This is a genomic window from Bradyrhizobium sp. JR4.1, assembly GCF_040548605.1.
Classification (GTDB): Bacteria; Pseudomonadota; Alphaproteobacteria; order Rhizobiales; family Xanthobacteraceae; genus Bradyrhizobium; species Bradyrhizobium canariense.
The window spans coordinates 336,934-350,065 of record NZ_JBEPRY010000002.1 but is presented as its reverse complement, the minus strand read 5'-3'; the positions used below and the strand labels follow the sequence as shown (position 1 = coordinate 350,065).

Below are 13,132 nucleotides of genomic sequence, written 5' to 3'. Positions count from 1 at the left end.
TCAGCGGCCCTCCCGCGACAGCCGCGGATTGAGCGCGTCGTTGAGGCCTTCGCCGATCAAATTGAGGCCGAGCACCGAGATCAGGATGGCGACGCCGGGAAACACGGTGATCCACCACGCCTGGCGGATCACGGTGCGGCCGGCACCGACCATGTAGCCCCAGGAGATCAGGTTGGGATCGCCGAGGCCGAGGAACGCCAGCGAGGATTCCAGCAGGATCGCGGTCGCCACCATCAGCGAGGCCAGCACGATCACCGGCGACAGCGTATTCGGCAGGATTTCGCGCAGGATGATCCAGGTGTTGCTCTGGCCCGTGACCACGGCGGCCTGGACGTACTCCCGCGTGCGCAACGACAGCACCTCGCCGCGGACGAGCCGCGCGACCGGCGGCCAGCTCACCAGCGCGATCGAGGCGACGATCGAATAGATCGAGGGCTGCAGGATCGCGACGAGCACGATCGCGAGCGCAAAGCTCGGAATGGTCTGGAAGAACTCCGTGAAGCGCATCAGGGCGTCGTCGACCCTGCCGCCGAAATAACCGGCCATGGCGCCAATGGGAACGCCGACGACGAGCGCCACCAGGGTGGAGACCATGCCGACGAGCAGCGAGACGCGTGCGCCAAAGATCATGCCCGCGAACACGTCGCGGCCGAGTGCATCGGTGCCGAGCGGCACGGTCGCGAGCGTGAACGGCGGCAGGAACGGCCGCTGCACCATGCGCCAGGGCGAGTTCGGGAACAGCATCGGACCGAACAAGGCGACCGAGATCGCAAGCAGCAGGATGATGAGCCCGATGACGCCGCTCGGGCTCCTCAGCATCGATTTCCAGAACTGTTTCATGTGGTGAATTCGATGCGCGGGTCGACCAGGCGATAGACCAGGTCGGTGATGAGGTTGAAGATCAGGACCATGGCGGAGCAGATCACGAAGACGCCGAGCAGCAGATTGTAGTCGCGCTGCAGCAGGGCGTCGTACATCAGGCGTCCGATGCCGGGCCAGGCGAACACGGTCTCGGTGATGACGGCGCCGCCGATCAGGGTGCCGGAGTGGACGCCGGCGAGCGTCACGACGGGCAGCAGCGCGTTGCGCAGGACGTGGCGGCGCTGGATCACGGCGTCGGACAGGCCTTTGGCGCGCGCGGTCTTGACGAAGTCGAGCCGCTTCACCTCCAGCATCGAGGCGCGCGTCATGCGGGTGTAGGTCGCCATGAAGAACAGGCCCAGCGTCATCGCCGGCATGATCAGGTGCTTCGCGACATCGACGGCATGAGCGAAGCCAGTGAGGTTGGCGCCGACCGTCTCGTAGCCGAAGCTCGGCAGCCAATCCATGGTGACCGAGAACAGCAGGATGCCCATCAGCGCCACCCAGAAGATCGGCATGGCGTAAAAGATCAGCGCAAAGACGGTGATCGCGGTGTCGAGAAAGGTTCCGGCAAAGCGCGCGGCGAAGGTGCCGAAGAGAACGCCGAGCACGAGCGAGATCGCGAACGCCGTCAGCGTCAGCAGCAATGTCGCGGGCAGCCGCTCGCCGATCAGCTTCGCGACCGGCGCCTGCTGGCGGAAGGAGAAGCCGAGGTCGAGGGTAGCAATGCCCTTGACGTAGATGAAGAGCTGCTCGGGCAGCGGCTTGTCCAGGCCGAACTTCTCCCTGAGCTGCTGGACGAAGATCTGGTCGCTCGCCCCGGCCTCGCCCGCCATCACGACGGCGGGATCGCCGGGCGCAAGCCGGATCAGGAAGAAATTGAGGACGACGATCGCAAGCAGGACGATCACGCCCTTCACGACACGCTGAGCGACGAAGGAGAGCATCTAGAGGATCATATCGGTGATGTGACCTGGAGCGACAGAGATGGAGCGATCACCTCTCCCCGCCAGCGGCGAGAGGTGACGGAGGCAGCCCTCACTTGTCCAGCCATGCGTCCTTGAAGCCGTCGTTGACCCCGATCCCGGTCGTGATCAGGTTCTTGACCTTGCAACGCATGATGGTGGGGAATTGCAGCTCGAGCATCCAGGCCACCGGCACGTCCTCGACCAGGATCTTCTGCGCCTTCTCGTAGATCTCCTTGCGCTTGGAGTCGGGCGTTGCCACCGCGCCGTCGGCGAACAGCTTGTCGATTTCCGGGTTGGAGTAACCTTCGACGTTGTTGAACACCTGGCCCTTGGCAATGGCGCTGGAGACGTAGTTGCGGCCGACGCCGAGTGCGGGATCACCGTACTGGTAGAGATAGGTGAAAGCGATGTCGTAGTCCCAGTCGCCGATCTTCTGGTTGCCGCCGGCAACGTCGGTGGCGATGGTCTCGATGTTCATGCCGACGTCCTGGAGGTTCTGCTTCACGGCTTCACCCCAGCGCTGCCAGGTCTCGCCATAGGCGAGCGGCAGAAGGCGGATCTTCTCGCCCTTGTAGCCGGCTTCCTTCAGCAGCGCCTTGGCCTTGGCGGGATCGTAAGGGTATTTCGGCACGTCGTCGGTGTAGTATTTGATGGTCGAGGCCGACGGGCCGGTCGCGACCTTGCCGAGCCCGTTCCAGATCACGTCCTTGGCGAAGTCGCGGTCGATCGCAAACATGACCGCCTGCCGCACCCGCTTGTCGGCGAGCGGACCCTGGCGATTGTTGAGCCACAGCCAGGCCAGCGGCGAGAAGAACTCCCAGCCGGCGCCGGTGACGCAGGTGTCCTTCAGCTTGGACAGCCGCGGCACGTCGAAATTCTCGACCGAGCCGCCGGGCAGCACGTCGACCTTGCCGGTCTCATACGCCACCGAGCGCGCCGCGGCATCGGGAATGATTTGCCAGTAGATCTCGTCGAGATAGGGCTTGCCCTTCTCGTAATAGTTCGGGTTCTTGACCAGGCGGATGAAAGAGCCCTTCTGCCATTCCTTGAACATGAAGGGGCCGGTGCCGACAGGGGCGTTGTTGTAGGGATTGGTCTTCCAGTCGGTGCCTTCGTAGAGATGCTTCGGTACCATCGGCATCGAGCCGACCTCGAAGATGCCGAGGAACGGACCGAACGGCTGCTTCAGCGTGAACACCACCGTGTAGTCGTCGGGCGCCTCGACCTTGTCGACCTGCGCCAGATTGTTGCGGGCACGCGCGTGGGTCTGCTTCAGCATCTCGATTGAGAACAGCACGTCGGCGGCGGTGAAGGGCTTGCCGTCGTGCCAGGTCACGCCCTTCCTGAGCTTGAATATGTAGGTTTTGGCGTCCTCGCTGACGCTCCAGCTCTCGGCGAGCTCCGGCTGCGGTTCGAGCTTGGGGCTGTAGCGCAGCAGGCCTTCGAAAATGTTGCCCGACACCATCTGCACCGGGCCGTTCTGGACCATCGCCAGCATCAGGCCGGGCGGCTCGGGCTGAATCACGGCATTGATCGCTCCACCCGCTTTCGGCTCTTGCGCCAGCGCCGGGGCCGCGAGGCCGCAAGCCAGGAGGACACCAAGCAACACTCGTTTTGACATGTCGTATCTTTCTCAAGCGAGACCAGCCGCAAACGCTTCGCACGTCATGGCGCGCAAAGCTACGGCAGGCCCATCCCAGTCCCCATCCGGGATCGAGGCTCACACAGTCTCATTCGGCGCCGCAAGATGAAAGTCTCGACAGTGTTCGCCCAAAAAATGTACAGCGCGTCCTGTTATGGCATTTGACGGCCAAGCCGACGCCGCCGCGCCGCCCTGCTTCAGGAGGGCCGCAGCACCCGTTGCAACTCGGCAAGCGCGTCCGCGAGTTGCTCCCGGTGCGCGATGTCGTCCTTGGGGATGGCCGCGACACTGCCCGCGAGTTCGCGCAGGATTCCGGCGAGCGGGCCGAAATTGAGGTGCAGGTGCACCGATTTGCGCTCGTCCGCCGTGCCCGGATGCTGCAGCACCAGCGCAACGCCGCTTCCGTCGAGACGTGCCTCGAACCGCGATGAATGCCCGAAGGTGCCGACATAGAACTTGTCGGGATATTCGAGCGCGATCTCTGCCTTGTCGGGAACCGGCTTGGACATGTGAGCCTCATTGATGTCAGGCCATTCTGGCCGGGAATAAACTCGGCCGCCTTGCGATAGGTCAGAGGCGGGCTCGTTCCGGATTTGATTCGGATCAAAGCCGGGCTGCCGCTTCTGCGATCTGATGGCAGGACGGGTGAAGCCCCGCGTGCCCGGTCAACTGCGAGTCCATCGGCGATGAACGTCCATTCCACCCCATCCGAAGCGGATTCAGACGATAGCGCCATCTCTTTCGCAGACGAGGCGTCGGCACGTTGCGCGCAATTGCTCGGCGATGCTGGCCTCAGGCTGACGCGCCACCGCCTGGCGCTCGGCCAAATGCTGTTCCTCTGCCCTCATCGTCATGTGACAGCGGAGGGGCTTTATGAAGAAGCCACCGCCGCCAATCTGCGGCTGTCGCTTGCGACCGTCTACAACACGCTGAACCAGTTCACCGAAGCCGGCCTGTTGCGGCGGATCGCCGCCGACGGCATCAAGTCGTTCTTCGACACCGATACGTCCGTGCATCCGCATTTCTACCTCGAAGGCGAGGATGTGCTGGTCGACGTCACCGACGGCCTGACCTTCACCAGGATGCCCGAGGCGCTTCCGGGCCACGAGATCGCGCGGCTCGACGTCGTCGTCCATCTGCGCCGGAAGCGTGACGTAGACCCGGCATGACGATCGTCTAGCGCAAGCCCGCCCGCCGGAACCCTTCCAGATAGTGTTCGCGGTCGGCGTCGTTCGCCCATGGCAATTGCGTCGCGATCCAGCGCAGCGAGATGTTGGGCTGGGTGCGGCGGAGCTCGCCCAGCGCCATCTCCGCAAGCACGCCGTCGCCGGTCATGCCAGCAGAAACCGCCAGCACGCGGTAGGCGCCGGTAAGGTCGCCGCGGTGGCGGATCGCCTCCCGCGCGAGCGTGATGGCCTCGCCATAGCGCCGCTCGGTGAAGCGGGCATAGCCGGCGATGCCGTGATAGATCGCCAGGGATGGATCGCGCGGCGAGAGCCGCATTGCCCTCTGCGCTGCCTCGAATGAATCCTTCGGTCGTCCGGCATAGGACAGCGCCAGTGCGTAATAGCCCTGTGCCAGCGAGAAGTTGGGATTGAGCGCGAGCGCCTGCTCGAACTCGGACAGCGCGTCCGCAAGCCTTCGCGTCGAGAAGTAGACGCTTCCGAGCGCAGCGTGCGCCCAGGCATCCTCGTGGTCGCAGCGCACCGCGGCGAGCGCGGCGGCTTCGGCCACCGGTGCCACCACGGCAAGCTCGGCCCAGCCGAGATGCACGCCGAACATGTGGTTCGCCGCGAGCACCGACCGCGCCTGGCCGTAGTTCGGGTCGATGCCGACCGCGCGTTCCAGCAGCGCCCGCGCGGTCTCGTGATCCCGCCGCGTCACGCGCCAGTAATGCGACAGCGCCCGCATCAGGAGATCCCAGGCATCCAGGCTCGCGGGGGGCTTGCGATGGGCGCGAAAACTTTCCGCCGCATGAATCTGCGGCTCGATCGCCGCCGCGATCGCGTTGGTGATTTCGTCCTGCACGGCGAACACGTCGACCAGCTCGCGGTCGTAGCGCTCGGCCCAGAGATGGCTGCCCGTCGTGGCGTCGTTGAGCTGCGCGGTGATGCGCACCCGGTTGTCCGACTTGCGCACGCTGCCTTCGACGACGTAGCGGACGCCGAGTTCCTCGGCGATCTGCCGGATGTGGACAGCGCGGCCCTTGTAGGTAAAGGACGAGTTGCGGGCGATCACCATGAACCAGCGCTGCTTCGACAGCGCGGTGAGGATGTCCTCGCTGATCCCGTCGCCGAAATAGTCCTGTGCGGGATCGCCGCTCATGTTCTCGAAAGCGAGCACCGCGACCGCCGGGCGGTCCGCCAGGGCGCGCGGCAAAGCAGCGACGGGTTGCGTGGGGGCGGGCGCGGATGCCATTTCTTCCCGGACTTCGCCGACGAAACGAAAGCCCTTGCGCGGAATGGTCTTGATCAGCCGCTGGGTCGCACCGTCGTCGCCGAGCGCCTTGCGCGCGGCGTTGATCCGGCTGTTCAGGGCGGAATCAGAGATGATCCGATCGCTCCAAATCTGGCTGATCAGGTCATCCTTGCTGACCACACGGGTGCGCTGCGCCACCAGATAAAGCAGGAGATCGAACACCTGCGGCTGCAGCGGCACAGCCGCTCCGCTGCAGATGAGTTCCCGCAGGTCGCCGTCGAGCACGTTGTTTTCAAAGCGAAATCGCACGTTTCTGTCGTCTCAAGCAAAAATCAAAGTCGTCTCAGGCGAAAATCAACCGTCCGCGAAAGTCTTGGGACCTCCGGTGCGGCATGGTGCAGCGACCAATGAAGTGCCGGCGTTTTGGCACAACGGAGCTGTTTATGACCCAAATTGATCATCAGGTTGATCCTATCGGCCCGGTTGCGGGCTCACGCATTTTCAAGTTCATCGCCTTTCTGTACGGAATTGCGGCGTATCTCGTGTTTTTCGTCACCATTCTCTACGCCATCGGCTTCGTCATGGGGCTCGTGGTGCCGAAGACCATCGATACCGGGACCGATACGCCCGTGGCCGAGGCCGTCATCATCAATCTGCTCGTGATGGCCCTGTTTGCGATCCAGCACAGCGTCATGGCGCGCCGGCAATTCAAGGCCTGGTGGACGCAGTACGTCCCCAAGCCGGTCGAGCGCAGCACCTATGTGCTGTTTGCCAGCCTGTCATTGCTTCTCCTGTTCTGGCAGTGGCGTCCGCTGCCCACGGTCATATGGGACGTCGCGAACCCGGATCTTGCTGTGACGATCGTCACGCTGTCGCTGGTGGGCTGGGTCCTGGTGTTTACCTCGACCTTCATCATCAATCACTTCGAGTTGTTCGGATTGCATCAGGTGACCAATCATCTCGTCGGCAAGGAGGCGTCGCCGCCGCGCTTCAAGACGCCGCTGCTCTACAAGTTCGTCCGTCATCCGATCTATCTCGGCTTCATCATCGCGTTCTGGGCGGCGCCGGTCATGACCGCGGGCCATCTGCTGTTCGCCGCCGTGACGACGGCCTACATCTTCGTCGGCATCGCGCTGGAGGAGCACGACCTCATCGATCTCTTCGGCGACGAGTACCGGCACTACAAACAACGGGTGTCGATGCTTATTCCCTGGCGCAAGTCAGTATAGCTTGCGCGTCGTTCGGCCGCGTCCGCCGAAAGGAGGACGCGCGGCGGCGCCGAGGCGCGTAACGGAGCTTGCCGACCCGGCCTTCCACGTTTCTCGGGGTGAATCCCCCTCACCCCGGCGCTATTAGTGCGAGCGAAGCTCGTCGCGACCCCCGCATTCCTTTTTGCCGAGTTATCGGCAAACAGGAGCGGGGAGAGGAATCTAATCAATCATCAACGGAGACGACCTAATGAAACATGTTGGAAACTGCTTCTGTGGCGCGGTCACGATCGAGGTCACAGGCGCGCCGGAGGCGATGGGCTATTGCCACTGCAGCTCGTGCCGGTCGTGGTCGGGCGGTCCGGTGAACGCCTTCAGCCTGTGGAAACCCGAGGCCGTGCGTATCACCGAGGGTGCTCAGAATGTCGAGACCTTTGCGAAGACGCCGCTCAGCCAGCGCAAATATTGCAAGAAGTGCGGCGGTCATCTCATGACCAACCATCCGCCGCTCGGCCTGGTCGACGTCTTCACCGCCACCATCCCCACCCTCGCCTTCACGCCCGGCGTCCACGTCAACTACGCCGAGACGGTGCTGCCGATGCGCGACGGCCTGCCCAAACTCAAGGATTTTCCGGCCGAATTCGGCGGCAGCGGCGAGATGATGCAGGAGTAGCGGTCCCTTCTCCTCTCCCGCAAGCGGGAGAGGAGAAATTCGCTACCTCATCCCCGCACGCCGCAATCCCTCGAGGTAATGCTCGCGATCCTCTTGCCGCAGCATCGGCAGCTCGCGCGTGATCCAGGCCAGCGAGATGCCGGGTTGGGCGCGGCGCAAGCCTTCCAGGGCGGAAGCCGAGAGCACGGGATCCCCCGACATGCCGGCGGCGGCCGTCAGCACGCGATGCGCGCCGACGAAATCGGCGCGCTGCCGCATCGACTCGCGCGCCATCTGTGCGGCGCCTTCGTAATCGCGGCCGATGAACCGGGCATAGGCCGCGACGCCGCAATAGATCGCCGCGAGCGGGTCGCGCGGGCTCAGCCGCAGCGCGCGGCGCGCGGCGACATCGCCGTTCTGCCATCGTCCGGCGTAGCACAGCGTCACGCCGTAGAAGGCGTGCGCCATCGCAAAGTTCGGATTGAGGTTCAGCGCCAGCTCGAATTCCGCCAGTGCGTCGTCGAAGCGGCGGCGGAATAAATAAGCGTATGCCAGGCCGTGATGGGCCCAGGCATCCTCACGATCGGCCTCCACCGCCGCGAGCGCGGCGTGCTCGGCGACCGGCACGGTCGCGGCCATGTCGGACCAGCCCATATGCGCGCCGAAGATGTGGCTGGTCGCGAGCAGGCCGAGCGCCTTGCCATAGGCGGGATCGAGCGCGACGGCCTTCTCGAGCAATCCTTGCGCGGCGGCATTGTCCTCGCGGGTGATGCGCCAGTAATGCGACAATGCGCGCATCACGAGGTCCCAGGCATCCAGGCTTCCCGGCGGCTTCTGCTGGGCGCGAAAACTCTCGGCGGTATAGAGCTGCGGCTCGATCGCGGCGACGATCGCCTCGGTGATCTCGTCCTGCACGGCGAAGATGTCGGCAAGCTCGCGGTCGTAGCGTTCGGCCCAGAGATGGCTGCCGGTCGAGACGTCGTTGAGCTGCGCGGAGATGCGCACGCGATCGCCGCTCCGCCGCACGCTGCCTTCGAGCACGTAGCGCACGCCGAGCTCGCGCGCGACCTCGTTCATGTGCACCGCGCGGCCCTTGTAGACGAAGGAGGAGTTGCGCGCGATGACGAAGAACCAGCGCAGCTTCGACAGCGCGGTGATGATGTCCTCGCTGATCCCGTCCGAGAAATAATCCTGCTCGAGGTCGCCACTCATATTGGTAAAGGGCAGCACCGCGATCGCCGGCCGGTCCGGCAGCGCCAGCGGGGCCTGCAGTAGCTTCGCTCCGAAATCGGAGTCCGGCGCGGTCGCCCCACGCTTGGTTTCGACGTCGCCGACGAAACGAAAACCCTTGCGTGAGATGGTGCGAATCAGCGCCTGGTTGGCGCCGGTGTCTCCGACCGCTTTGCGTGCCGCATTGATCCGGCTGGTCAGGGTGGATTCGGACACGCTGCGCCCATGCCAGATCTTGTCGATCAGCTCGTCCTTGCTGACCACCCGGTCGCGGTTCTCCATGAGGTGGACGACGAGATCGAAGACCTGCGGCTCCACGGCAACGGGAACTTGCTCGCGGCTCAGCTCGCGCAAGTCGGTATCGAGCAGGTGATCCCGGAACAGAAACTGCACGTCGAAAACTCAGACCTCACGACATCGGGCAACGATGAAATCAAGACGGATTTCGGCTGATGTCTGTGAGTCCACCGAGGGGCCTGCCCGGTTCACCACGATCGCGTGATGGCAGGCATGCAGTTTACGGGGAGGAATGCAGCCTTGGTTAGAACGTGGCCGGTTCGGCCGGATTGTCGCGATTTCCTCACGTCATTGCGAGCGTAGCGAAGCAATCCAGCCTGTCGCCGCGCAGACAGCGTGGAGTGCTTCGTCGCAAGGGCTCCTCGCAATGTCGGTGTTGAGGCAATGGCGTGCGGCAGCTTCCCATGTTGTCCTGGCCTTCGCGACGGCATCGAATGTGTGACGAACGGTGAATGTCCATTGCCGAACAGTTCCGCGTGCGTAAGCTGCCGCCCACACAAAACACCAACCACGAAGAAACGCCCATGCCCGCTTTTCATGCCTCGACCACCGTGCTCGATTCCGTGCTGTTCCGCGATGCCTTCGGCACGCCGCAGATGCGGGAGGTGTTTTCCGATATCGCGACGGTCGCGCGCTATGCCGAGGTCGAGGTGGCACTGGCGAAAGCGGAAGCGAAGTGCGGGGTGATTCCGCACGATGCCGCCGACCAGATCGCGGCGCGGACCGATGTGGCCGCGCTCGATTTCGACCTGTTGCGGCAGGAGACCGATGTCGTCGGCTATCCGATCCTGCCGCTCGTGCATCAGATGGTGAAGCAATGCGGCGATGCCGGCCGCTATGTGCATTGGGGCGCGACCACGCAGGACATCATGGACACCGCCGTGGTGCTGCAATTGCGCGCCGGGCTCGAGCTCGTCGAGCAGGACATCGCCGCGCTGCGCACAATCCTTGCCGACCTCTCGAAGCGCCACCGCGACACGCCGATGGCGGGCCGCACCCATCTCCAGCAGGCGCTGCCGGTCACCTTCGGCTACAAGACCGCGATCTGGCTCGCGATGTTCGACCGCCACGCCGAGCGCCTCAGTGAATTGAAGCCGCGCGTCCTGGTCGGCCAGTTCGCCGGCGCCGCCGGCACGCTGGCCTCGCTCGGCGACAAGGGGTTCGAGGTGCAGGAAGCGCTCTGCGCCGAACTGAGGCTTGGCGTCCCCGCTTCGACCTGGCACGTCGCACGCGACGGTTTTGCCGAGGCCGTCAACTTCCTGGCGCTCGTCACCGGCTCGCTCGGCAAGATCGCGCTCGACATCATGATCATGGCCTCGACCGAATTCGCCGAGGTCTACGAGCCCTTCGTCAAGGGACGCGGTGCTTCCTCGACTATGCCTCAGAAGCGCAACCCGATCTCCTCGGAACTGATGCTCGCGGCGTCGAAGGCGGTGCGCCAGCACGCCGGCCTCATGCTGGATGCCATGGTGCAGGATTTCGAGCGCGCCACCGGGCCCTGGCACGCCGAATGGATGGCGATCCCCGAGAGCTTCGTGCTGACCGCCGGCGCCTTGCACCAGGCGAAGTTCGCGCTCGCCGGCCTCATCGTGGATGAAAGCAAGATGAACGAGAATCTCGCCGTCAGCCGCGGTCTGATCGTGGCCGAAGCCGTCATGATGGGGCTCGCGCCGCAGATCGGGCGGCAGGAGGCCCATGACGTGGTCTATGACGCCTGCCGGCTCGCCAATGAGAAAGGTCTTACGCTGGCGGACGCGCTCTCGTCCGATTCCCGCGTCTCTGTCAGAATCGACCGTGCCACGATCGAGGCGCTGACATCACCGAAAAATTACCTCGGCCTTGCTCCCGCCATGGTCGACCGGGTGCTGAAATCGGCAACGCGTTGAAAACCAAAATGCGCGAAACTGCGTATCTTTGGGGGGTCGCAAGGCACTCGCGCACTTGTGTCTCGCGATGCTAGACTTAGATTGGACGAGAGACGTTCGGCAGAGGATCCGGCATGACTGATCAACGCATCACCTCCACTCCCATCGATCCCGTGAAGCTCGACCGGCTGGCTGAGGTGGCGGTGAAGGTGGGCCTGGGCTTGCGGCCGGGCCAGGATCTGCTCTTGACGGCACCTGCGATCGCGTTGCCGCTGGTGCGGCGGATCGCGGTGCATGCCTACAAGGCCGGCGCCGGCATCGTGACGCCCATTCTCTCCGACGAAGAGATGACGCTGGCGCGCTATCGCCACGGCCACGACGACAGCTTCGATCGCGCCGCCAACTGGCTCTACGAGGGCATGGCCAAGGCGTTCTCGAACAACACCGCGCGTCTCGCCATCGTCGGCGACAATCCGATGCTGCTCTCGGGCGAAGATGCTTCCAAGGTCGCGCGCGCCAGCAAGGCCAATTCCATGGCCTATCAGCCGGCGCTGGAAAAGATCGTCAATTTCGACACCAACTGGAACATCATTGCCTACCCGAGCCCGTCCTGGGCGAAGCAAGTCTTTCCGAACGATCCTGAAGAGGTCGCGATCGGCAAGCTCGCGGACGCGATCTTCGCAGCGTCCCGCGTCGATCGCGACGATGCGCCGGCCAATTGGGCGAGCCACAATGCGGTGCTGCGGGAGCGCACCAACTGGCTCAACGGCCAGCGTTTCCGCGCGCTCCAGTATTCGGGACCGGGCACCGACCTCACCATCGGGCTCGCCGACGGCCATGAATGGGAGGGCGGCGCCTCGCTCTCCAAGAACGGCATCAGCTGCAACGCCAATATCCCGACCGAAGAGGTCTTCACCACGCCGCATTGCCGGCGCGTCTACGGCCATGTCGTGAGCTCGAAGCCGCTATCCTACCAGGGCACGCTGATCGACAACATCGCGGTGCGCTTCGAGGACGGCCGGATCGTCGACGCCAAGGCTTCGCGCGGCGAGGAGGTACTGAACAAGGTGCTCGACACCGACGAGGGCGCGCGGCGTCTCGGCGAAGTGGCCCTGGTGCCGCATTCCTCGCCGATCTCGCAGAGCGGGTTGTTGTTCTATAATACGCTGTTCGACGAGAACGCGGCCTCGCACATCGCGCTCGGCCAGTGCTATTCGAAGTGCTTCGTCAACGGCGCCCAGCTCACGCCGCAGCAGATCGCGGCGCAAGGCGGCAACCAGAGCCTGATCCATATCGATTGGATGATCGGCTCGGCCGAGACCGACATCGACGGCATTCTGGCCGACGGCAGCAAAGTGCCGGTGTTTCGCAAGGGCGAATGGGCGAAGTAACTACGCCGCCGCGTTGCGCAGCATCGGGCTGTTGTCGATGCTGAAGCGGTTGAACAGCGTCGTGAACGGGCTGCCGTCGGTGGCCCGCACGACGGCGTCGGAGGCCGCCACCGCGTCGTAGAGCGCACCGACCGGATCATTCGCCTCGGGCAGGTCGAGACCCCCGCGGATTTGCTCGCGGGCCTCGTTGACGTCGTCCTCGTCGTCGAGTGTGGCCTCCAGCGCATCCGCCGCCCGCCGCATCTCATGGAGATCACCGCCGGCGGAAAATTTGAGGATGTCGACCCAATAGGGGCGCGCCACGACGAGCTTGACGAAAGCCTCGAAACTCTCGGCGATGATTCCCGCGCGGCCTTCCGACGAGACGTAGAGCACATTCTGAGACGGCAGCAGAACGAACGCGCCGCCGGAGCCGTCACTGCCGATTTGCCGGGGGCTTTCGATGCCGTCGACGGTGAACCAAGGCTCCTCGTCGGTTGCGAAGGAGACATCGAGGCTGCCGAGCCAGGCCACGACCTCGCCTTGAGTTGCGAGAACCTCCGGGGTGAGGGGCATCGGCATGGCTCCTTTCAGATAGCTTCGCGCACTTTGTCGCACCCC

12 protein-coding genes are annotated in these 13,132 nt (G+C 64.2%); 5 read left to right on the top strand and 7 right to left on the bottom strand.

All coding sequences use genetic code 11. The features are described 5' to 3' along the window. The 4 genes from ABIB90_RS06870 to ABIB90_RS06855 all read right to left on the bottom strand — a co-directional run bounded on the left by ABIB90_RS06870 (position 1) and on the right by ABIB90_RS06855 (position 3,980). Positions 1-840, bottom strand: a complete 840-nt coding sequence (locus ABIB90_RS06870; protein WP_018458168.1) for an ABC transporter permease — start codon at positions 838-840, stop codon at positions 1-3. Beyond that, the gene (locus ABIB90_RS06865; protein WP_007599498.1) at positions 837-1,808 is read right to left on the bottom strand and encodes an ABC transporter permease; all 972 of its coding nucleotides are present in this window, start codon (positions 1,806-1,808) and stop codon (positions 837-839) included. Before ABIB90_RS06865 ends, ABIB90_RS06870 begins: the two co-directional genes overlap by 4 nt. 91 nt (positions 1,809-1,899) lie before the next feature. After that, positions 1,900-3,450, bottom strand: a complete 1,551-nt coding sequence (locus ABIB90_RS06860) for an ABC transporter substrate-binding protein (RefSeq protein WP_007599500.1) — start codon at positions 3,448-3,450, stop codon at positions 1,900-1,902. Between the two features lie 218 nt (positions 3,451-3,668). After that, positions 3,669-3,980: a hypothetical protein gene (locus ABIB90_RS06855; RefSeq protein ID WP_354200510.1), complete on the bottom strand. Its 312-nt coding sequence runs from the start codon at positions 3,978-3,980 to the stop codon at positions 3,669-3,671. Between the two features lie 177 nt (positions 3,981-4,157). On the opposite strand from ABIB90_RS06855, the gene irr reads away from it, so the two are divergent. Beyond that, a complete protein-coding gene (gene irr, locus ABIB90_RS06850) occupies positions 4,158-4,640 on the top strand; it encodes a Fur family transcriptional regulator Irr (RefSeq protein ID WP_007599502.1) in 483 nt (160 codons plus the stop codon). A 7-nt stretch (positions 4,641-4,647) separates the two neighbouring features. On the opposite strand, the gene ABIB90_RS06845 is transcribed toward irr, so the two are convergent. Further along, on the bottom strand, positions 4,648-6,198 hold the full coding sequence (locus ABIB90_RS06845) for a winged helix-turn-helix domain-containing protein (RefSeq protein ID WP_354200509.1): 1,551 nt from the start codon (positions 6,196-6,198) through the stop codon (positions 4,648-4,650). 134 nt (positions 6,199-6,332) lie between these two features. Between ABIB90_RS06845 and mddA the strand changes: the two genes are divergently transcribed. Next, positions 6,333-7,118 (top strand): methanethiol S-methyltransferase, encoded by a 786-nt coding sequence (gene mddA, locus ABIB90_RS06840; protein ID WP_007599504.1) that lies wholly within the window; start codon positions 6,333-6,335, stop codon positions 7,116-7,118. A gap of 229 nt (positions 7,119-7,347) precedes the next feature. Beyond that, positions 7,348-7,770, top strand: a complete 423-nt coding sequence (locus tag ABIB90_RS06835) for a GFA family protein (RefSeq protein ID WP_354200508.1) — start codon at positions 7,348-7,350, stop codon at positions 7,768-7,770. A 42-nt stretch (positions 7,771-7,812) separates the two neighbouring features. Here ABIB90_RS06835 and ABIB90_RS06830 read toward each other — a convergent pair whose 3' ends face one another. Then, complete coding sequence (locus ABIB90_RS06830) at positions 7,813-9,372, bottom strand: winged helix-turn-helix domain-containing tetratricopeptide repeat protein (RefSeq protein ID WP_354200507.1); 1,560 nt, start codon at positions 9,370-9,372, stop codon at positions 7,813-7,815. Between the two features lie 428 nt (positions 9,373-9,800). On the opposite strand from ABIB90_RS06830, the gene pcaB reads away from it, so the two are divergent. Together pcaB and ABIB90_RS06820 are read left to right on the top strand one after the other, a co-directional pair. After that, positions 9,801-11,162 (top strand): 3-carboxy-cis,cis-muconate cycloisomerase, encoded by a 1,362-nt coding sequence (pcaB, locus tag ABIB90_RS06825; RefSeq protein WP_007599510.1) that lies wholly within the window; start codon positions 9,801-9,803, stop codon positions 11,160-11,162. Positions 11,163-11,275: 113 nt separating this feature from the next. Continuing rightward, positions 11,276-12,532: an aminopeptidase gene (locus tag ABIB90_RS06820; protein ID WP_063994582.1), complete on the top strand. Its 1,257-nt coding sequence runs from the start codon at positions 11,276-11,278 to the stop codon at positions 12,530-12,532. Here the strand turns inward: ABIB90_RS06820 and ABIB90_RS06815 are convergent, their stop codons facing one another. Further along, positions 12,533-13,087, bottom strand: coding sequence for a hypothetical protein (locus tag ABIB90_RS06815; protein ID WP_354200506.1), 555 nt, complete (start codon positions 13,085-13,087; stop codon positions 12,533-12,535). Positions 13,088-13,132 lie beyond the last annotated feature (45 nt).

Excerpts from the sequence above, each read along its gene's own strand:
- ABIB90_RS06870 (WP_018458168.1), bottom strand. The coding sequence starts at position 840 with ATGAAACAGTTCTGGAAATCGATGCTGAGGAGCCCGAGCGGCGTCATC.
- ABIB90_RS06835 (WP_354200508.1), top strand. The coding sequence starts at position 7,348 with ATGAAACATGTTGGAAACTGCTTCTGTGGCGCGGTCACGATCGAGGTC.
- ABIB90_RS06815 (WP_354200506.1), bottom strand. The coding sequence starts at position 13,087 with ATGCCCCTCACCCCGGAGGTTCTCGCAACTCAAGGCGAGGTCGTGGCC.
- pcaB (WP_007599510.1), top strand. The coding sequence starts at position 9,801 with ATGCCCGCTTTTCATGCCTCGACCACCGTGCTCGATTCCGTGCTGTTC.
- ABIB90_RS06820 (WP_063994582.1), top strand. The coding sequence starts at position 11,276 with ATGACTGATCAACGCATCACCTCCACTCCCATCGATCCCGTGAAGCTC.
- ABIB90_RS06860 (WP_007599500.1), bottom strand. The coding sequence starts at position 3,450 with ATGTCAAAACGAGTGTTGCTTGGTGTCCTCCTGGCTTGCGGCCTCGCG.
- irr (WP_007599502.1), top strand. The coding sequence starts at position 4,158 with ATGAACGTCCATTCCACCCCATCCGAAGCGGATTCAGACGATAGCGCC.
- ABIB90_RS06865 (WP_007599498.1), bottom strand. The coding sequence starts at position 1,808 with ATGCTCTCCTTCGTCGCTCAGCGTGTCGTGAAGGGCGTGATCGTCCTG.
- ABIB90_RS06855 (WP_354200510.1), bottom strand. The coding sequence starts at position 3,980 with ATGTCCAAGCCGGTTCCCGACAAGGCAGAGATCGCGCTCGAATATCCC.
- mddA (WP_007599504.1), top strand. The coding sequence starts at position 6,333 with ATGACCCAAATTGATCATCAGGTTGATCCTATCGGCCCGGTTGCGGGC.